The organism is Sporosarcina sp. A2, assembly GCF_050858885.1.
GTDB lineage: Bacteria > Bacillota > Bacilli > Bacillales_A > Planococcaceae > Sporosarcina.
This window is the reverse complement of record NZ_CP193898.1, coordinates 3222562-3242365: the sequence shown is the minus strand read 5'-3', so window position 1 is coordinate 3242365 and position 19804 is coordinate 3222562. Positions and strand designations below refer to the sequence as shown.

24 protein-coding genes and 1 riboswitch are annotated in these 19804 nt (G+C 42.1%); of the genes, 9 read left to right on the top strand and 15 right to left on the bottom strand.

The genetic code is table 11. From position 1 onward, the window contains the following. Positions 1-900, top strand: a complete 900-nt coding sequence (locus ACRPI0_RS16500; protein ID WP_432353875.1) for a glycine betaine ABC transporter substrate-binding protein — start codon at positions 1-3, stop codon at positions 898-900. Between the two features lie 113 nt (positions 901-1013). Here ACRPI0_RS16500 and ACRPI0_RS16495 read toward each other — a convergent pair whose 3' ends face one another. The 3 genes from ACRPI0_RS16495 to ACRPI0_RS16485 all read right to left on the bottom strand — a co-directional run bounded on the left by ACRPI0_RS16495 (position 1014) and on the right by ACRPI0_RS16485 (position 4157). Continuing rightward, positions 1014-2303, bottom strand: a complete 1290-nt coding sequence (locus ACRPI0_RS16495; RefSeq protein ID WP_432353873.1) for an O-acetylhomoserine aminocarboxypropyltransferase/cysteine synthase family protein — start codon at positions 2301-2303, stop codon at positions 1014-1016. 114 nt (positions 2304-2417) lie between these two features. Further along, positions 2418-2532: riboswitch (SAM riboswitch) on the bottom strand. Positions 2533-2800: 268 nt separating this feature from the next. Further along, positions 2801-3751 (bottom strand): hypothetical protein, encoded by a 951-nt coding sequence (locus ACRPI0_RS16490; RefSeq protein ID WP_432353871.1) that lies wholly within the window; start codon positions 3749-3751, stop codon positions 2801-2803. 139 nt (positions 3752-3890) lie between these two features. Then, positions 3891-4157 (bottom strand): metal-sensitive transcriptional regulator, encoded by a 267-nt coding sequence (locus ACRPI0_RS16485; protein ID WP_432353869.1) that lies wholly within the window; start codon positions 4155-4157, stop codon positions 3891-3893. Positions 4158-4402: 245 nt separating this feature from the next. Here ACRPI0_RS16485 and ACRPI0_RS16480 point away from each other — a divergent pair, with 245 nt between their 5' ends. From ACRPI0_RS16480 to ACRPI0_RS16470, 3 genes are all read left to right on the top strand, one after another. Continuing rightward, complete coding sequence (locus ACRPI0_RS16480) at positions 4403-4624, top strand: DUF2187 family protein (RefSeq protein ID WP_432353867.1); 222 nt, start codon at positions 4403-4405, stop codon at positions 4622-4624. A 129-nt stretch (positions 4625-4753) separates the two neighbouring features. Next, the gene (gene pepT / locus ACRPI0_RS16475) at positions 4754-5980 is read left to right on the top strand and encodes a peptidase T (protein WP_432353865.1); all 1227 of its coding nucleotides are present in this window, start codon (positions 4754-4756) and stop codon (positions 5978-5980) included. Between the two features lie 12 nt (positions 5981-5992). Beyond that, positions 5993-6958 carry a DMT family transporter gene (locus ACRPI0_RS16470; RefSeq protein WP_432353863.1) on the top strand — a complete coding sequence of 322 codons (966 nt, stop codon included), beginning with the start codon at positions 5993-5995 and terminating at the stop codon, positions 6956-6958. A gap of 47 nt (positions 6959-7005) precedes the next feature. Here ACRPI0_RS16470 and ACRPI0_RS16465 read toward each other — a convergent pair whose 3' ends face one another. The 10 genes from ACRPI0_RS16465 to ACRPI0_RS16420 all read right to left on the bottom strand — a co-directional run bounded on the left by ACRPI0_RS16465 (position 7006) and on the right by ACRPI0_RS16420 (position 16803). Then, positions 7006-8100, bottom strand: coding sequence for an ABC transporter substrate-binding protein (locus tag ACRPI0_RS16465; protein WP_432353861.1), 1095 nt, complete (start codon positions 8098-8100; stop codon positions 7006-7008). A 15-nt stretch (positions 8101-8115) separates the two neighbouring features. Then, positions 8116-8889, bottom strand: coding sequence for an ABC transporter ATP-binding protein (locus tag ACRPI0_RS16460; RefSeq protein WP_432353859.1), 774 nt, complete (start codon positions 8887-8889; stop codon positions 8116-8118). Between the two features lie 4 nt (positions 8890-8893). Next, positions 8894-9712, bottom strand: a complete 819-nt coding sequence (locus ACRPI0_RS16455) for an ABC transporter permease (RefSeq protein WP_432353857.1) — start codon at positions 9710-9712, stop codon at positions 8894-8896. Between the two features lie 299 nt (positions 9713-10011). Continuing rightward, complete coding sequence (locus ACRPI0_RS16450) at positions 10012-10884, bottom strand: sensor histidine kinase (protein WP_432353855.1); 873 nt, start codon at positions 10882-10884, stop codon at positions 10012-10014. Positions 10885-11093: 209 nt separating this feature from the next. After that, complete coding sequence (locus ACRPI0_RS16445) at positions 11094-11774, bottom strand: response regulator transcription factor (RefSeq protein WP_432353853.1); 681 nt, start codon at positions 11772-11774, stop codon at positions 11094-11096. A 229-nt stretch (positions 11775-12003) separates the two neighbouring features. Then, positions 12004-12819, bottom strand: coding sequence for an ABC transporter permease (locus tag ACRPI0_RS16440; RefSeq protein ID WP_432353852.1), 816 nt, complete (start codon positions 12817-12819; stop codon positions 12004-12006). Further along, positions 12816-13841: an ATP-binding cassette domain-containing protein gene (locus tag ACRPI0_RS16435; RefSeq protein WP_432353850.1), complete on the bottom strand. Its 1026-nt coding sequence runs from the start codon at positions 13839-13841 to the stop codon at positions 12816-12818. The genes ACRPI0_RS16440 and ACRPI0_RS16435 overlap by 4 nt, the downstream gene beginning before the upstream one ends. 250 nt (positions 13842-14091) lie before the next feature. Next, complete coding sequence (locus ACRPI0_RS16430; protein WP_432353849.1) at positions 14092-15171, bottom strand: AI-2E family transporter; 1080 nt, start codon at positions 15169-15171, stop codon at positions 14092-14094. A 170-nt stretch (positions 15172-15341) separates the two neighbouring features. Then, on the bottom strand, positions 15342-16025 hold the full coding sequence (locus ACRPI0_RS16425; protein ID WP_432353847.1) for a DUF4956 domain-containing protein: 684 nt from the start codon (positions 16023-16025) through the stop codon (positions 15342-15344). Continuing rightward, complete coding sequence (locus ACRPI0_RS16420; RefSeq protein WP_432353845.1) at positions 15994-16803, bottom strand: polyphosphate polymerase domain-containing protein; 810 nt, start codon at positions 16801-16803, stop codon at positions 15994-15996. Before ACRPI0_RS16420 ends, ACRPI0_RS16425 begins: the two co-directional genes overlap by 32 nt. Positions 16804-16978: 175 nt before the next feature. Here ACRPI0_RS16420 and ACRPI0_RS16415 point away from each other — a divergent pair, with 175 nt between their 5' ends. Together ACRPI0_RS16415 and ACRPI0_RS16410 are read left to right on the top strand one after the other, a co-directional pair. Next, complete coding sequence (locus ACRPI0_RS16415) at positions 16979-17101, top strand: hypothetical protein (protein WP_432353844.1); 123 nt, start codon at positions 16979-16981, stop codon at positions 17099-17101. Between the two features lie 108 nt (positions 17102-17209). Beyond that, entirely contained in the window at positions 17210-17401 is a 192-nt protein-coding gene (locus tag ACRPI0_RS16410; protein ID WP_432353842.1) for a hypothetical protein, read from the top strand. A 125-nt stretch (positions 17402-17526) separates the two neighbouring features. On the opposite strand, the gene ACRPI0_RS16405 is transcribed toward ACRPI0_RS16410, so the two are convergent. Next, positions 17527-17934 (bottom strand): hypothetical protein, encoded by a 408-nt coding sequence (locus ACRPI0_RS16405; protein ID WP_432353840.1) that lies wholly within the window; start codon positions 17932-17934, stop codon positions 17527-17529. A 221-nt stretch (positions 17935-18155) separates the two neighbouring features. Here ACRPI0_RS16405 and ACRPI0_RS16400 point away from each other — a divergent pair, with 221 nt between their 5' ends. Then, on the top strand, positions 18156-18338 hold the full coding sequence (locus tag ACRPI0_RS16400) for a CsbD family protein (protein ID WP_432353838.1): 183 nt from the start codon (positions 18156-18158) through the stop codon (positions 18336-18338). 123 nt (positions 18339-18461) lie between these two features. Here ACRPI0_RS16400 and ACRPI0_RS16395 read toward each other — a convergent pair whose 3' ends face one another. Continuing rightward, positions 18462-18965: a general stress protein gene (locus ACRPI0_RS16395; protein WP_432353836.1), complete on the bottom strand. Its 504-nt coding sequence runs from the start codon at positions 18963-18965 to the stop codon at positions 18462-18464. A 154-nt stretch (positions 18966-19119) separates the two neighbouring features. On the opposite strand from ACRPI0_RS16395, the gene ACRPI0_RS16390 reads away from it, so the two are divergent. Together ACRPI0_RS16390 and ACRPI0_RS16385 are read left to right on the top strand one after the other, a co-directional pair. Further along, positions 19120-19425, top strand: coding sequence for a DUF3243 family protein (locus ACRPI0_RS16390; RefSeq protein ID WP_432353834.1), 306 nt, complete (start codon positions 19120-19122; stop codon positions 19423-19425). Between the two features lie 21 nt (positions 19426-19446). Continuing rightward, positions 19447-19689 carry a hypothetical protein gene (locus tag ACRPI0_RS16385; RefSeq protein ID WP_432353832.1) on the top strand — a complete coding sequence of 81 codons (243 nt, stop codon included), beginning with the start codon at positions 19447-19449 and terminating at the stop codon, positions 19687-19689. Positions 19690-19804: the final 115 nt, after the last annotated feature.

Genomic DNA, 19804 nt, shown 5'->3' with positions numbered 1-19804 from the left:
ATGAACTTGAAGAAAAAAATAAGTTTACTCACACTGACAATTCTACTGACCAGTCTTTTATCTGGCTGCATCTTTAACGAAAAAGATTCGCTTCGACTCGGTTCTCGAAATAATACAGAAAGTATCATTTTGTCTCACGTTATGGGTCAGTTGATTGAGAACAAAACGGATATTGATGTGTTGTACAAAGAAAACCTCGGAGGATCCTCAGTCGTTTGGAATGCTATGACGAACGGACATATCGACGTCATCCCTGACTATACGGGGACCATCGTTGTGACGTATTATCACCAAGAACCTGGGAACGTGGAAGAAACTTTGGAACTAACACGTAAACTTGTCCAAGAAGATGGGATTGTTGCTTTAAATACATTTGGATTTAATAATACGTATACGTTAGCTCTCGACGAATCAATTGCCGAAGAACTCGACGTCGTCACATTTAGTGACTTTGCTGCCCATTCCAAAGACTTTACACTTGGCGCAGTATTCGAATTTATCGATAGACCCGATGGGCTTCCTGGATTTGAAAAAGAGTATGGTCTAAAGTTTAAAGATGTTAAAGGAATGGATCACGGAATGATGTACCGCTCCATTAATGCAAATGAAGTAGATGTCATTAACTCGTATACTACCGATGGACAGCTCGCAATCTATGATTTACGGGTACTTGAAGATGATAAATCCTTCTTCCCCCCTTATCATGCGCTTCCTCTTGTGCGAAAAGAGATACTCAAACAGTATCCCGAACTTGAGGAAGTTCTTTATCAGCTCGATGGCATGATTGATGAAGAAAACATGCAAATCATGAACGGAAAAGTTGATAACGACGGGATGGTCGTTGAAGTTGTCGCTCGAGAGTTTTTGGAGCAATCCGGATTAATTGAAAAAGAAAAATGACTACAAAAAGCCCTTCTCAGTTTTGCGAGAAGGGCTTTTTGTATGAATAGAATTCGCTAGCTTCCCAGGGGATATGGCCAAATGAGAGCCATTCTTCTCCAGAATACTAGATGTTATACGCTCACAGGAGCTGCTTTTTCAATTGCTTGTTTCAAGTCTGCAATAATATCCTCGGCCGATTCAAGTCCAACTGAGAGACGAATGAGTTCCTCTGTTACCCCTGAATTTTTCAAATCTTCACCTGACAGCTGTTGATGTGTCGTAGAAGCCGGGTGGATAATTAATGACTTTGCGTCCCCAACGTTCGCTACGTGGGACCAGACAGCTACGTTGTCGATTACACGACGTCCTGCGTCACGCCCGCCTTTAATTCCGAAGACAATAATCGAACCTGCGCCATTTTTAATGTATTTCTTTGCGAGATCTGCTGTTGGGTGGTCATCGAGACCCGTGAAGGTTACCCATTCAACAGATGGATGTTCTTTCAGAAATTGTGCGACCTTTTGTGCGTTTTCTCCGTGACGTTGGATGCGCAAATGGAGCGTCTCCAAGCCTTGTAGGAAGTTAAAAGCACTGTCAGGATCAAGACACGGACCGAAATCACGAAGTCCTTGAACACGGAGCTTTGTCGCAAATGCAGCGCCTGCCGTGTCGATTCCGTAGCGTAAACCATGATAGGACTCATCAGGCTCTGTGAAATTGGAGAATCTACCTTGAGTCCAGTCGAACTTTCCAGCATCCACGACTACGCCGCCTATTGTCGTTCCATGACCGCCAATCCATTTAGTTGCAGAGTGGATGACCACGTCTGCGCCAAATTCAATCGGGTTGCATCCGTATGGGGACGCAAACGTATTATCGATTAGTAATGGAAGGCCATTGTCGTGTGCGATAGAAGCAACTTTTTCGATGTCGAGCACTTGCAAGCTTGGGTTACCGATCGTTTCGGCAAAAATTCCTTTTGTTTTTTCCGTAATGGCGCTATGGAAGTTTTCCGGGTCAGTTGAGTCGACAAATTTTACAGTAATCCCGTACTTCGGTAACGTTGTGGCAAATAAGTTGTACGTCCCGCCGTAAAGGTTGGCTGCTGCAATGATTTCGTCACCAGCTTCTGCAATGTTCAAGATTGAGAACGCGATTGCCGCCATACCAGATGAGAGTGCGACGGCTGCTGTGCCTCCTTCGAGTAATGCAATACGTTCTTCAAACACTGCGACTGTTGGATTCGTGATACGTGTGTAGATGTTGCCCGCTTCTTGAAGAGCAAACAGGTTTTTCGCATGGTCCGTATCACGAAATACGAACGAAGTGGTTCTGTGAATAGGAAGCGCTCGAGATCCAGTTATTGGATCAGGTTCTTGACCACCGTGCAGCAAAAGTGTTTCGGGTTGAAAATTTGTCATTTACATAACCTCCGGAAATTAGTTTGATGGAACTGCGCACACCGGACGGGTGATGGGGAAACTAAAAAAATCCCCTTCTACCTATAGAAGAGGATTTGCCATTGCTGGCACTTCCCCTTATCTTTCAGATCTGAAACAGATCTGTAGGAAGTAGCACCTTTGCAAGCTGGTAAGCTTGCCGGTTGCCGGGCATCGCAGGGCCTAGTCCCTCCGCCGCTCTTGATAAGAGTTTGTGACTTATTCAGTTTTCCATCTTGGAACTGAGTATACGTGCTTGAAAACAGAAAGTCAACAGGTAAATCAAAATTGTTTGATAGTTTGGTGATTAATACTACTAGAGAGTTGATTTCCGCTTCAGACAGGCGCTTTCCGCAGGAGTCGATGTCTTTCGCTTCAATCAACTGATCCTTATAAAACAACTAACTACATGAAACAGAAAAGAGAAAAAAACCGCAGATCGAAGTCTATGTAGACTTCGATCTGCGGGTGAGGATGAATTATTGAGCTGCACCGTAAAAGATTTGGCCGCCTTTAAGGTTGATGATTTTGAGCATGTTTGTGCGTTTTACGTAAATACTTTTGAATTGTCCTTGGCCGTTAGTACCTTTTAAAAGAATTGTGCGTTCGTTGTAGTTGTCTGATACTACTACTGGTGTAATTGCGCTTAGATCTACATGTGCTGCAAGTGTGTTGTATTCAGGTAGGCTGCTGATTGCGCTAGCAGACTGATCGGGTTTTGCTACAGGTTTTTGTTCTGGTTTCACTTCTGGAGCCGGTGTTGCTGTATCTTCTTTAACGACTGTTTCAATGACAACACCTTGGCCTTTAAGGTTGATGACTTTCAATAGACCAGTCTTTTTCACGAAGACACTCTTATAGAGTTCGCGACCATTTGCATCTTTCAATAGAATCGTACGGTTGTTGAAGTTGTCTGAAACGATAACAGGTGTTATGTCAGTCAAATCGACAGCTCCAGCTAACGTTTGGTATTCAGGCAGTCCAGTAATACCGCTAGCAGTTTGACCAGGCTTTGCATCTGGCTTCACTTCTGGTGCTGGTGTTGTTGCGCCTGCTTTTACAGTCGTTTCAAGAACAACGCCTCCACCTTTTAAGTTAACTACTTTAAGAAGTCCTGTCTTTTTCACGAAGACACTCTTGTATTGAGTACGTCCGTAGTTGTCAGAGAATAGAATTACCCGGTTAGACACGTTGTCTTCAGTTACACGTGTAGTGAAGCTTGATGGGTCGATGACTGAAGCAATTGATGCATACTCTTCTAGACCTGTAATGTCTTGGTTGACTTGCTGACCGTAGTTCGAGTTGTGTTGAACGTGTGCGTATGAGCTTTGTGCATCTGCATTATGGTCTGCATGTGCAAATGTCGCTGCGTTTGCACCTCCTGCGGAAATAAGTAGTGCGCTTACTGCTGTGATCAATGTCTTTTTCATCTTGTTCCTCTCCTTTTCCTGTTGGGATACTTATATCATAACCCCGCAGTCTGAGAGGACACTGTGATGATTATTAGGACTTGATGAGAGAAGTTTAAGGGAGTTCTAATGTTTAGTCCCACAAAAAAAGAGCCTACAGTTAGCGGCTCTTTACTAATAAGTCGACAGCTTCTTTTACAAGTGTCTCCTTTTTTTGCGGATTGCCCGACAACTCTTCGTTTTCCATACAAGCAATCAGGTTCGTGCTGACGATTAACCCGATGGTCCGATCGATTCCCGAGCGAGACGCAGATAGTTGCGTAATGACATCTTTGCATTCATCGCCAGCTTCAATCATCCGCAGAACTCCACGAATCTGGCCTTCAATTCTTTTGAGTCGATTAACGACTTTAGTATCGTATTCCATGGATCTGGCCTCCTCTACTTTATACGCTCATATTATACCCCTTCCCGTATACCGTCAATCAATTCCATTTCACATCGACAAGAAAAGCGCGAAATTGTTCGAATTATGCTATACTTATAGAAGTATTACCTTGTTTAATGTTCCAAACCATCGGGCCAACCGCACGACAAACTGTCTGTTTTTTTGAATGGCCATGGGTCTTCACAAATTGAACTAAAATTAAACAGACTCGAGGAGGGATTCGTTTGGCTTTTCCGCGTAAAGAACATCCTGTCTCTGATTTTATCGCAGCACGTAAAATCGGCGAAAAAATCACGTTTACTCGTAACGACGTTCTCGTCGTAGGGGCTATTCACAAAATACTAGAAAACTCCGTTATTGTAGAGATTTCAGAAGAAGATGCAGATCAGATTGGTGCAGCTTCTACACTGACAGTTGTTGCTCACAAGAACTACACAGTAGAATAATTTAGAGAATGACGACTTCATCCTCCGACAGAATGTACGTATTCTGTCGGTTTTGTCGTCTGGCTAATTCGTAATAGCGCATGAGGCCATTCTTTACTACATAGAATTGAAGGGGGATTTATTGACGTTATGAAAGAACAATTACTGGAACGATTCATTCGCTATGCAAAGATTGATACAGAATCAGATGAAAGCAGTCTATCCACTCCGTCCACGGCAAATCAGTGGGACCTGTTGCATCTATTGAAAGAAGAACTTGCAACAATGGGTATGGCGGACATTACCCTCGATGAGTATGGGTATTTGTTCGCAACACTCCCAGCCAATACAGATAAAGAAATTCCAGTAATCGGCTTCCTTGCTCACGTCGATACATCGCCTGATTACACTGGGAAAAATGTAAACCCACAACGACATGACAATTACGATGGTCGTGATCTAGTTCTAAGTGAACAAACAACACTCTCAGTGAATCGCTTCCCTGAGTTGGAAAATTATATCGGTCAGACGTTGATTACAACCGACGGTACTACACTACTTGGCGCCGATGATAAAGCCGGTATTGCTGAGATCATGACAGCAATGGCATATTTACAAGCACATCCAGAAGTGAAACATGGTAAATTACGTGTCGCCTTCACACCTGACGAAGAAATCGGTCGCGGTCCACACAAATTTGACGTTGAAAAGTTTGGTGTCGACTTTGCCTATACCATGGACGGCGGTCCTCTCGGTGAATTGCAATATGAAAGCTTTAATGCAGCGGGAGCACGAGTGACATTCAACGGAACGAATGTACACCCTGGCACTGCAAAAGGTAAAATGGTGAACTCCATTTTACGTGCTCAAGAATTCCAAGCAGCAATGCCAGCATTGGAAGTTCCTGAGTTAACAGATGGACGCGAAGGTTTCATCCACCTCATGGACATTCAAGGTTCTGTAGAAAAGTCAGTATTGGACTATATTATCCGTGATTTCGACAAAAATTCTTTTGAAGCACGCAAGCAACTATTTTTTGACACAGTGGCTCAAATGCAGTCGGATTATGGTGTAGACGCTGTATCACTGGAACTCAACGATCAATATTTCAATATGGGTGAAAAAATTAAACCTCATATGGAAATCGTCGATATCATTTCTGAAGCGTTCAGTACACTTGGTATTACACCAACCATCGAACCCATTCGTGGAGGAACAGATGGCTCACAACTATCCTATATGGGAATTCCAACACCTAATATTTTTGCGGGTGGCGAAAACTTCCACGGTCGCTACGAGTTTGTATCGGCAGAAACGATGGAAAAAGCGGCACAGGTTATTATTGAAGCAGTAAAATTATACGAATCTCGCGCATAAGGGGGCATTACCATGAAAGGAATTTGGCTTGGCGTACTAGCCGCTGTCTTTTTTGCGGTTACATTTGTGCTAAACCGCTCGATGGAGTTATCCGGTGGGAGTTGGATGTGGAGTGCGTCACTCCGCTATTTCTTCATGGTTCCATTTCTATTTGCGATTGTAGGTGCACGTAAAGGGCTCGGGGCGGTTAAGCGAGAAATGACCGCCAAACCGTGGCCCTTTTTTGCATGGAGTTTTGTGGCGTTTGTCTTGTTTTACGGTCCGTTAACTTTTTCCGCGGCCTATGCGCCCGGTTGGTTGCTCGCAGGAACGTGGCAATTGACGATTGTCGCAGGAGTCTTACTCGCCCCTCTATTTTTCATTTCCATTAAAACAGCAGATGTCGAGCAACGGGTTAGACAACGAATTCCGCTTCCATCACTAATAATTTCACTCGTTATTCTTTTTGGAGTTGTCCTCATTCAGATTCCGCATGCACAATCTGTTACAGGGAAAGCACTTGCTTTAGGGACGTTACCCGTTCTGATCGCTGCATTCGCCTATCCTCTTGGTAACCGGAAGATGATGGAACTACTAGGTGGATCGCTCGATACGTTTCAAAGAGTACTTGCGATGACGCTGATGACGTTGCCTGTATGGATTGCACTTGCAATCTATGCATGGGCCACGGTCGGGCTTCCCTCTTACAGTCAAGTGGGGCAATCATTCATTGTCGGAGTCAGTTCAGGTGTCATTGCGACCACGCTTTTCTTTATGGCAACGGATCTAGTCCAACACGACCAAGGACGCCTTGCTGCAGTAGAAGCAACACAATCATTAGAACTTATATTTGCCATGGCTGGGGAAATGATGCTCCTTCATTTAATGCTCCCGGGCCCACTTTCTTTAGTTGGGATTGCAGTCATTATTGTCGGCATGTCCCTTCATAGTTGGCAAACTGCTGTCGCTGCCAAACGCCAGTTACGAGAAAACTCATAAAAATACTGCCCGAACGTCAGACAACCTGACGTTTCGGACAGTCTGATTTACTTCTTAGTTGCAGCCTCATATTCCCCAAGTAATTCAACTGCTTCTTCTGTAAGAGACGTATCGATCGCTTTATCGAAATCGATATCTCCAATAATCGCACCGTTTGCTTTATACATATCATACTGCTTCTTAATATCCTCAACGAACATCTTACCATCAGGATCGAGCCCGGTTACAAAGACTTTATCCCACAGCGCTGCGTCTTTCAGTGCAGTGTGCTTCACCATAATATCGATAATTGAATCCTCGTCTACATCTTCAAAGAACGCATCGTTATAGTCACGGACTCCTTTTAAATAGGCTGCCATGAACCGAATTGATAATTCTTTGTCTTCCATGAATTGTGGAGACGCGAGCACCATCGCAATCTGCGATTCTGGTGCATAGTCCGTTGCATCACCGAAGCGTAGATGGAATCCTTTATCAATTCCTTGAGCAATTAAGGGCTCAATATTAAGCGCAGCATCGATTGTTCCAGAGTCAATTGCACCGAGCATAGCTCCGAAGTCTGCGATATGAACGTATTCTACATCGTCTTCTGTAAGACCCGCGTGTTTCAGCATTTCCTCATAAATGTATCCGTCAATGGAGTTACGTGACGATACACCAATCTTTTTCCCTTTGAAATCCGGATAATCTTTAATGACGTCTTTCATGTGATTACCGATGACGAAAGAAAAGTATGACTCGCCAGGCATGTTGTGTCCTTTGTCTGCAATGATCCGTACGTCGATACCTTGTGCAATCGCGTTGAAGAACGAAGCAGTCGAAACACCGCCAGCAATTGAGACTTCCCCTGCAGCAAGAGCTGGAAGCATATCATCACTATTTGCGAAATCGGTGAATTCTACATCAATGTTGTATTCATCGAAGTACCCGCGTTCTTTTGCGATATAAAACCCAGCTCCAGATGCCGCTCCGTCTTCAGCAATGACTACTTTCGTTCGTTTTTCAAGTGGTGCTAGCTGATCAGTTCCAGCACTTTCACTCGGTTTCACTACAGGCGTAGACTCTTTCTCCGTACATCCTCCAAGCACAACAGCAATACTTAAAACACCTGCAAGCCAACCGACTTTTAACCACTGTTTCACACGCATCCCCTTTCATTACGTTCTCGATTTCTGTACTTCTTTTTGCAGGTGCTGCCAGATATCGACAAACTGTGCAGCCAATTCTGGATCTTTCCGAATTTCTTCGATTTTTCGCGGACGGGGGCGGTCTATCCGAACTTCCTGAATGATTTGCCCAGGTTGTGCACTCATCAGTAGAATTCGGTCGCTCAGCATAAGCGCTTCATCGATACTATGCGTAATGAACAGCACGGTCTTTTTCGTTTCTGCCCAAATTGATAACAACTCTTCTTGGAGAATGAACTTATTTTGCTCATCTAACGCTGCAAAGGGTTCATCCATCAATAAGATTTCCGGATCGTTCGCAAATGCACGAGCGATACTGACGCGTTGTTTCATACCTCCAGACAATTCATTCGGATACAGATGAGCGAATTGAGTGAGTCCCGTTTTCTCTAGATAGTACGCCGTTTGTTTTGCAATGACTGCTTTAGGCGCTTTCCGCATCGCAAGGCCAAACGCTACGTTGTCTTTAACTGTCATCCACGGCAGTATTCCCTTTTCTTGAAATACCATCGACTGTAACGGACGTTTCGTCTGTTCAGCATGGATTTGAAAATCCCCAGCACTATGCTTTTCAAGTCCCGCCAAAATACGAAGCAACGTAGTTTTACCACAACCACTTGGACCGACTAGGCAGACAAATTCACCGTCTTCAATTGACATGGAAATATTTTGCAACGCCGTTACACTTCCAGTTTTCTTCACGAATACTTTCGTCAGATCCCTAATTTCGATTTTAGGAGTCATTTGTTCACCTCCATGGAAGTAATTTTTTCTGTAGACCCCTAAGTACTAGTGAAAACAAGTAGCCGAAGAACGAAATCATAATTAACCCAACAAACATATTTTGGAGTAAAAATGCTTTGTACGAAGTCCAGATTAGATAGCCAATTCCCGAAGTCGCGCCCATCATTTCTGCCGCAACAATCGTTAGAAGTGCAATTGCCTGCCCCATTTGGATTCCTTCTAACATGACCGGAAGTGCTCCGGGCAATGCGATTTTGAAAAAGAACTGAGATTTACTAGCTCCATAATTGTTCGCGACGTCCAAGTATATTTTGTCGATGTTGAGGACACCTGCTGCGGTATTGATGACGACTGGGAAGAAGACACTTCCTGCAATTGTGATGACTTTTGATAAATCTCCGATTCCAAATAAGATAATGATGATTGGTAGCAATGCGAGTGTTGGAATGGGCATAAGCGCCATCACAAGCGGGGAAACAAAGTGCCGGATTGGCGTAAATAGACCCATCATTAGACCAATAATGACTCCTGGGATTACTCCAGCAAGAAATCCTAGAGCAATCCGGTACAAGGAGACACCGACGTGTTCTGCGATGGCACCGCTAATTAGCAGCTGCCAAAATGTTTGCATGATTGCGGTCGGTGGCGGGAAGAAACGGATATCAATGGCACCAGTTCGAGAGAGAACTTCCCATAATACGAGCAAAAACACAGGCGAGACAATCGTAAGTAGTTGTTGCAGTCGGGCTTTCGTTTGCTGTCGTTTCCATTCGGCGCGTTCCACACGTACAGGATCTTGCTCAATTTTGAATGATTGAGTCACTTTCACCACCTCATCACAATCTATGCACCGGCCTACTAGGCTGGGTGGGCAAATGGGTAGGTTAAAGCAGGTTTGAAGGAATGAAATAGTTGGGGTTCTAATGAGTGTTTCGTTTGGGTATTTTATACAGCGGGGATGATTATGCACGTTTTTTGTACTCGAAACGTCTTAATACCGAAGATCCTATGCAGTTGTAGGAATTCCAGTGGGAAAATGCAGACAGATGGAAAACCTGTCTGCTCTTTTCGACTGCCCCATGATGCTGTTAGAGTCGAATAGAAGATTGAACTATACTGGTTTTAAGACCCCTCAATCCCTACTGGCAACAGTACAGTAAATCTGCTACCTTTCCCAAGTTCACTAACAACTTGAATGCTGCCGTTATGCAATTCTACAATCTTTTGAACAATGGATAAGCCTAGCCCATTTCCTTCTGCATTACGATTTCTAGATTGATCCGCTTTATAAAATCGTTCAAAGATGTGGATCAGCATATCCTTACTCATTCCAATTCCGGTGTCTTGTATTTTAACACATAGCAGTTGGTCATTCGTTTCAGTAACACTAACGCTGATCGTTCCTTCTTTCGAAGAAAACTTTATGGCATTCGTCAGCAAGTTAATCCAAACCTGATCCATTAAATCCACATCTGCAGAAATGGATACGGGATTCAATGAAACCTTCATGTTTAGTTCTTTATCTGACCATTGGGGTTCTATGCTTAGAATGATACGGCGAAGTTGATGATCTAGTCGATACTGGGTATGTTCACAAGGAACATCATCAGAATCTAAGGTGGTGAGCTTTAATAGATTATCACTGAGTTTCGACAGCCGATTGCTTTCAACTTCAATAATTTCCAAATAACGCTTCCGTTCCTTGGAAGTTAAAGTTTCGTGCTTTAGAGCGTGTGCAAACCCACCTATTGATGTCAATGGCGATTGAATTTCATGCGAAACATTGGAGATGAATTCTTGACGCATTTCTTCCATCTCTCCAAGTCGTTCAGCCATATGGTCAATACTTTCTATAATCTTGAAATAAGGGTGATCACGTCCTCCCCCTTTAAAAACATCTTTGTAATTAGAAAGGTCAATGTTAAAGTTTCCGTCTGCCATCATTTTCATGGCGTGAATTATAGGATTCAATTGGTTAGCTTGGTGATTTTTCACCCATTTTACTCTGGACGTCAAATACATACCGCATCCAAACAAAAAGATTCCCAAAAACGAAGTAATAAGTTGTTTTGCAAACTCTGAAGGCGCCGCGCTGCTAACCTTATAAAAGAATGAGGCTAGCCAATACGCACAAGACCAGCACAACAGAAGACAACTTATCCCCAAAGAGAACCCAAAAATTCGCTTCCATACATTCCGCAGATTCAAATGTCCACCTCCAAACGATAACCGAGACCCCGAACTGTCGTTATTTTAAATGGGGCTTCCTCAATCAATAATCGTTGCCGTAGCCTTTTAATGTGTACATCGACTGTCCGTTCGTCCCCATCGTAGTCAAACCCCCAAATATCTTCTATCAGTTGTTCCCTAGAGAAAATTTTCTTTGGATGTACCGCTAGCTTAAAAAGCAGTTCAAATTCTTTCAACGGTAACGACAGGTCACGATTTCCGAAATTCACTTTTAAAGTACTACGATCAATTAAAACGTCGCCTATTTCAATTTGGTTGGAGACACTGATTTTATAACGCTTGAGCAGCGCTCTTACCCTAGCCATCAGTTCCGCCGGTGCGAAGGGCTTTACTAAGTAATCATCTGCTCCAAGGTCAAATCCCTTTACCTTTTGAGCTGTCTCGCCTTTAGCTGTTACCATTAAAACGGGTAAAGAATCGGAATAATACGTTCGCACTTCTTGGCAAAATGCCCAGCCATCCATATTGGGCATCATAATATCTAAAATAATGAGATCGATTTTTTCTGTTTCCAGAACTGATAACGCTTCTTCACCGTCTGTTGCTTCAACAATTGAAAATCCTTCTTTAGAAAGGAAGATTTTCATTAATTCCCGGATATGTGGATCGTCATCTACGACTAATAGTTTGGTCATGGGGATTCACCTCATCCTTTTGTTTATCAATTATATAGGCAGTAGTTCTTTTCACTTTAACTAACAACGACAACTTGTCGTCCAATTACTAATCCTGCTTTCCGTGCAGTTTTACCAATCAGGCTAAAAATGTACTCGTTCCCTACACGTTACATGAAAGAATGAATATCTTCAAAAAAGAGTAGGCACACAATCAATTACAAATCGTGTACCTACACTTCGTCTTTAGTTATGTCCGTCTCATATAGGCCCGGACTGTTATTGGTGCAAATACAGCGACAATTACAGCTGCACCAATTAGTGAAGCAATCAAATCCCAACCAACTGTACCATTGTTCGCTAAATCTCTTACAGCAGTAACCAGATGAGATATTGGGTTGATTTTAACAAACCACTGAAGCCAGTTCGGCATCGTATCTGCAGGTACAAAGGCATTGGAAAGGAACGTTAGCGGAAACAGAATTATCATGGAGATTCCCTGAACGCTAGAAGCTGTACGAGCAATGACGCCAAAGAAGGCAAAAATCCAACTGATGGCCCAAGCGCACACAATCACAAGAAGCGCGGCGATGGCAACATGCCCCAATCCGCCTTCCGGTCGATAGCCCATAAGAAATCCCATAGAGAACGTAAGCGCAGTCGCTATTGTATAACGAATTGTATCCGCCAACAGCGCACCTGCCAACGGAGCAATGCGTGCAATAGGCAGTGATTTAAATCGGTCGAACACTCCCTTATCCATGTCTTCACGCAATTGGGTACCCGTAACGACTGAGGTTGTAATAACTGTCTGTACAAGGATACCTGGGATAATAACTGGCAAATAACTTTGTATATCCCCTGAAATTGCGCCTCCAAAAATATACGTAAACATTAACGTGAAAATAATCGGTTGAAGCGTAACGTCGAACAATTGCTCAGGAGTGCGTCGAATCTTGAGCAACCCCCGGTAAGCCATTGTTAATGAATTCCGGATTGCTTGGCCCAAGGTTGTTGAATTACGTAATTGGCGCTTGGTACCTTGTGTCATTGTGGTAGTTTTCATCTTTTCATCCCTCCCGATGATTCCAATTGACTGGCCAACTTCGGTTCATGCTTATCTTTGCTGTTTTCAGTGATGGACAAGAAAACTTCGTCCAGCGTCGGTTTCTGTACACTTAACTCTGCTAGTTGAATTCCAGATTGTCGGAAGGCGATGAGCAAATCGGTCACTAGATCTGCATCCGCCATAGGCGCTGTTATCCTGCTGCCTTCCGGCGATACTACGGATTTAACTTTGAGCACCTCTTCCACTTTTCGACTAGCAATTTCAATATCCTTATAATCCTGGATGCTCAATTGCAAAGACGAAGTACCAACTGATGACTTTAATTCGTTAACAGTTCCTTCGGCAACTACGCGACCATGGTCGATGACGGCAATACGATCGGCAAGTTCATCTGCCTCTTGTAAATACTGCGTAGTTAATAATACCGTTGAACCTGAATTGACTAAACGACGAATAGTATCCCACATTTGGTTACGTGTTCGGGGATCTAATCCAGTAGTTGGCTCATCTAAGAATAGAAGTGGTGGTTGAGCAATTAGACTTGCTGCCAGGTCTAGCCGACGACGCATACCACCAGAAAAGTTCTTTAACGGTCGTTTTGCTGCCTCCGTTAGATCAAATTCCTCCAACAATTCCATCGCTTTTTTTCTGGACTCTGCACGTCCAAGCCCTAAAAGTCTTGAGAAGATGACCAGGTTTTCAGTAGCACTAAGCGACTCATCCACCGATGCATACTGACCTGTCACACCGATCAATTGACGTACAATCTGCGACTCTTTCATCACATCATGCCCAAATATACGTGCTGAACCTGCATCTGCACGAAGTAACGTAGCCAACATACGGATGGTAGTAGTCTTTCCCGCCCCATTCGGTCCAAGCACACCGTAAATTGACCCTGCGCGCACGTTCAGATCTACACCGTCCACTGCACGATTATCCCCAAAATTCTTAATCAGTCCTTGTGCTTCAACAGCCCAATCACCGTTATTCGGTGTTTTTCTATGTTCATAGCCCATTGCAATTCCTCCTTGTTAGGTAAACTTTATTTGCACGATCGCGGAAAGTTATGCTCACGACAACCTTTAAACTGACTATAATCACTTTTTATGAACTGAATATGAACAAAAAAGCTGTTTACCTCGTTTGAGGTAAACAGCCTAATGCAATATTGGTTTTCAAACAGATATAAAATCTACTCATCAGACGCAGACTCTAAATCCGTGTTTCTAAAAAATCCCCATGGACACCTCTATCGTTATGTCTTCTCTACACTGTCTTCGTCGCGGTCCTTTTAATATCTTGTCGGGCTGCGTAAATATTTGCAACGATCACTTTAGCTACTCCATATACAGGCACAGCCAAGATAATTCCAACAAATCCTGCGATGTTACCGGCTGCAAGAAGCAGCGTAATAACGGTGAGCGGGTGAATGTCGAGTGATTTCCCCATAATGTTCGGGGTAATAAAGTTACTATCTACTTGGTTTGCAATTAAGGTGATCAATGCAACCCAAATGACTAATTTCGGATCTTGAGTAAAGGCGATAAGAATTGCTGGTACAACGGCAATCCACGGCCCAATAAACGGAATCAAGTTCATAAATAGCGTAAAAATCGCAATGAGCAATGCATATTGAAGCCCGATAATCCAATAGCCAATTAAAATAATCATAGCCAGAATCGCACTAATTAAAAACTGTCCTTGAATGTAGCTACGAAGCACGTGGTCAATGTCATGAATGGTCTTTTTAACCCACTCGCGTCTTTTACCGTTGAAATACTTATAAATATTAGGCGCAAGTTTCTCATGATCTTTCAACATAAATACAAAGAAGAACGGAACAAGTACCAGTAAGATAATTGCTTGGAAAATCGATTGTAGGAATGCTATGATCCAACCTCCGATTTTCAAAGCAAACGATTGTATCTTATCTGCAGCACTCGTGATATATTCCTCAAATTGCGGTGGCAAGTCTTTTTTCTGTTGGAGTGCTACATCCTTTAAATGTATTAAATCATTTGCAATTTTAGGAGCATTGTCCACCAAATTGTTAACTTGTTTTGCAATAGGAGGTCCAACAAGTGCGGAGAACGCATAAACACCTCCGATTAAAATCACGAAAATAATTAAGATGCTTCCCCATCTTGGTACTTTTCGCTTTTCTAAAAATCGTTGAATCGGTTCTGTCATGTAGTACAGCACGCCGCCAATAATGAGTGGAAGAATAATCGCTTTGGCGATAATCCCAATGGGTGTAAAGATGAAATTGATTTCAATAAAAAACTTGATAATCAATAATGACAACAAAATGGCAACGCCCGTTTGGAACCACAGTTTTTTAGTCAATATGTCGTCTCCTTTCATTTATTCAGATATATACAGCGTTGATTTACAAGTACCCGCATTGTTTAATAAAACTTAATTATAATTAGTATACGAGTTTCAGCTCGTACTGTCGAACGCAGAATAAAACTAAAAGAGGTCATCCCTTTTATAGAAGGAATGACCTCTTTTAGTTAGTCACGCATTTCCAAGTAGGAAAGCGATACTTTTAAATTCGCATTGCGTTCACGAATTGCATCCAAAAGCACTTGGTCTTTTGTTTCGACCTTACTACGAATTGCAAACGTGTATAAAATCATCGTACCAAGATTTGTTGTCTCTACTTGACGCAGCTGGTAGTAATCGGTTTTTTCATCTAAGATATCATCCAATAAGTTCTCGTGATTCAAGTTTTCAGGTACTGTGACCTTCAATAGTTGTGTATCTTTTCCTTTACCGTAATCGACTTTGTACAACAAGTAGAAGATCAGGCTCGCAAATAGAGTCAACGCAATTGCAAGTGGGAATTGGAATAGACCTGCCGTCATTCCTACACAAAGACCAAAGAAAATGTATGCAATGTCTTTCGCATTTGTTACAGCACTTCGGAAACGAATAAGGGAAAATACTGCGAACAGACCGAACGCCACCCCTGCATTTCCGCTGACAACATTCATAACTACAGAAACAACAACACTCATCATAATGATTGTATGTACAAATGCTTGTGAGTAGCGTTCTCCTGTAAACGTGATTTGGTACACTTTTGTAATAATTAAACTAAGTACTCCGGCTAACGCCATTGCCGCCAAACTCATCCAAATTGTTGGCGTACCTTCGATTCCACTAGATGTAAATAAGCTCGTGATCTGATCCATCTTCTATTCCTCCAATTGTTGGTTGTTCTAATTCTTTCGGCTCCGTATAGCCTGTCTGTGGTGAAATTTCACCGCTTAATAACTCAGTACTGGTACAAAACTTCGATGCACTCCGTTGCTCACAATTGACAGCTTGTAAGATCCGGGCTAACCAAAGTGGTACTGCATGATCGACTTTCACTTCTAATACAACAAGGTCTGAATCGATAAAGTGATCTCCATAAGGACCGTTCTCAATGTGTAAATCCTCTTTTCGGCATCGTAGATCGAAATCGAATGTAATGCGCAGCTCCGGATCTGTCACTCCATGCATGGCGTGACGGCTATAACTTACAACCATTTCCGGTTGAAGGTTATAATACTTTAGGAAATAATCAATTTCCTTCATGACTTGTGGATTAGAAGTTTCTACGTCCGACAAGTCCTCTTTGCTCTCGCCTTCTAAATAGCGATACGCTTCACTAAGTGGTAACAACATGCGGCGCTTATTGACGACTTGCTTATGTTTCTGTTTCACTTCAAAAAAAGCTGTGCTGTTCAAATCCGCCTCATCATAGACACGCAAACGCAATTTTTGACGGTACTTCAACTTATTTTTCGTCTCAAAATAAATTGCTTTATCAGGACTGTCGAAATAAAGGCTCGTTACAGAGTATTTACCTTCTGTTCCGTTTTTATCATTCCGCATTCTAGGTCCGATTTGTTCTACCAATTCTTCATATTGACGGCGTGTGATCAGATATTTTTGTTCTTTCCTACTAAAGATCTCGATCGCCATGTAGATTCATCTCCTTCAAATGTTTTCTCTTTGTAAATACAACTTTACAAGAGTGAAATGTGAACATGATGAAGGAATCATTAGAAAATGGTGAGAACGGATTTTTTTGTATAGTTCCGTCGAATTTGGTTAAGCTAGGTTTGAATCGAATGTTAATGAGGAGGTTTGTGACATTATGAAGAAGACAGCACTCGTGGCTCTCGGTCTTGGGGTTGCGTACTTGATGCGTAACGAAGAATCCAGGAATAAGATGATGAAACAATTCGACACATTCGCAGGAAGCAGTTCAACAAAATAAGCTCTGCTCTAGGTTCACTACCAGCAGCTGGGAATATGCCAGCTGCTGTTTGTATTTTTGGAATTGGGGAATTCAATACATACTACAACGTTTAAGGGGGAATTCATTATGAGAAAAAAATTAGCACTTGCAGCAGTCGGTTTAGGTGCGGCTTACCTGATGAGAAATAAGGATGCACGAGACAAGTTTTCTAAACAAGTAGACGATTTTGCAAATACACCAATGCGTGGAGACCGGAATCAGTCCTCTACAAATGATTCTCCAAAAAAGAAAGGCATACTTGACAGTTTCTTAAACTAAACAGTTGAATCGCTTCCTACATAATGGAGTAGGTAGCGATTTTTAATACCTACTCCTTTCATTCCGTTTTGTAGCTTTCAAAACAGTAAAACCCGTTCGCCTCAGTTAAGAGACGAACGGGTTTTTCAGACAAAACGATTTTCAAAACCGAGTATAGGGATCCGATCTTCCTCAATTGTAATCTCGTTAATAGGAAGTTCAATCATGTATGCATCGATTCCATATGGGTGTACTTGCACCCTTTTACTAGCAAATGCATTGTTAGTCACCAGCTTCACCATTCCACTGTTAGAATCGATTCCTTCGATTGCAAATCGATATCCTCTAAGGATGGTAAATGGTACGATTTCATAGGCATCTTCCAGCTCATTCAATTCAATCGCACGTACCAATTGACTGTTCGACCCACCCATTTGTATAAATCCATTATTAAGTTCTTCAGGATTTGTTGCAGATAGAAAAATCTGCTTGTTTCTGGAACAAATTTCATACTCTCTTCCATTCCATCGTGCGAATCGTCCTTTACGAATCATCTCATCGCCTCCAAAGAGTCCGTAATATCATGTATAACTAGTAGTATACAAAGAATATTGAATTTACAACAGACACGTTTCGACCTATTTCGTGTTGAGTGTGAAGATATAGTCTACTAGTAGATTATTAGTAGATACTATCTATACCCTTTGTAATTATGTGTTTAACCTAAACGCTATGAGGGTATAAAATAACTATTAACTACTTAGGAGGTTTTTTGATGAGTGAAGACCATGGTTTTTCAGACAAAGTAAAAGGTGCTGTTAACAAAGCCAAGGGTGAAGCAAAAGACCAATACGGCAATGCTACAAATGATGCTTCTAAACAAGCTGAAGGCAAGTGGGATAAGCTTAAAGGAAACGTACAAGAAAAGATTGGTGAAATGAAAGACGACCGTCATTAATCGATAAAGTAAAGTAGCTATACAAGCTGAAGTTTTCAGCTTGTATAGCTACTTTTTCATATTTATTTCAACAACGTATTCTCTTTACAAAATAGCCAACTGCTTACTCTTCGGCTTTCGTTGTTAAAGATGATTCGTATTGATGCGAGGGTACCGTCCTGCGTTTTCATCTACTTCAATTTCTTCTCCTGCGTTTTCAAGTGGAATTCCACTATCTGACAAGGCACTGGCACTGTCGGAGTCAAAAGCATCAGTCGTACTTCTTTTATTTGCTGGATCTGGATGTCGCGGTGACTTCGGATCGTCCATTACAAACAATGCCACACCTCCATCTTTTACTTCATTGTAAAAGGCTTCTGTCTGTTGTTCATTAAAACCGAGCTGTTCAAATGCTTCCTTAGCAGGTTGTCCATCTGTAAAGAAGAATTTCATACGAGTCAAGAATCCATCCTGTTCTTTTGTAGCCAATATGATATCTGTTTGATCTTCCAGCATCCGATCATTCTCATCAGAATTCGAAACCGCAAAAATTTCATCTCTTGTATAACCAAATGATTTTAGTTCGGTAATCTTATTCATTACATTGTTTATAGAATGCAAAGTGCCTACATACCGCTTTTGTTTCATACCTATCGCTCCCTTTCGCATTTCTATGGAATGGTTCTTGTATTGTTATCTATTCCCCAAATGATCACTTTTAGAAACACTTATTTTTACCGGGTTTAACTTTTGTGATTATGTCAATACTAGTAGTATCAAACAGAAGGAGTGGACGCTTCCAATGGACGTTAAAGGCAAAGTAGAAAGTGAACTGAACAAAATGGACAGTGAAAAGAAAGAAGACATCTTAAAAAACTTTACATCGTTTAAAGATTACCTCTCCGACAAAGTAAATAAAGGTGAAAAGTTAGGTCTCAGTGATGAGCAACTGACAAAAGCAACGGAATATGTTGCAGGCTATTTGGCAAAGCATGAGGAGCCAAAAAACCGCGAGCAATACGTACTCCAAGAACTTTGGAAAGTCGGCGACAAAGAAGAACAAAAAGCATTGTCCAGTCTTTTGCTGAAATTGGTTAAAGCGGAGTAACTCCCTAAAGGAGGACTATTCATGGACGACAAGAAAAAGTCTTTTACATCAGAAGATCGAAAAGAAGTTATCCAGCCTTATCTGGATAACCCTGACGCCGTTAAAACCGACAAAGAATCCCTTTTTGACATGCATCAGGATATGCAAACTGTCGATGCTGTTCCCGTAGAAGATACGCGAATGGAATGGGAGGAAGAAAAGCAAGAAAATCATCGTAAATCCAAAGACCAATCTTCCAGTGAAGAAAAGTATAAAGGTAGATAATATTGAATTAGGACACCTTCTTTTTAGAGGGTGTTTTTTTATGTATTTATTTCCCGGGAAATAGATGGGAGGTCAGACATCCTATGTTTCAAAATGGAAAAAAGCGTGCTATACT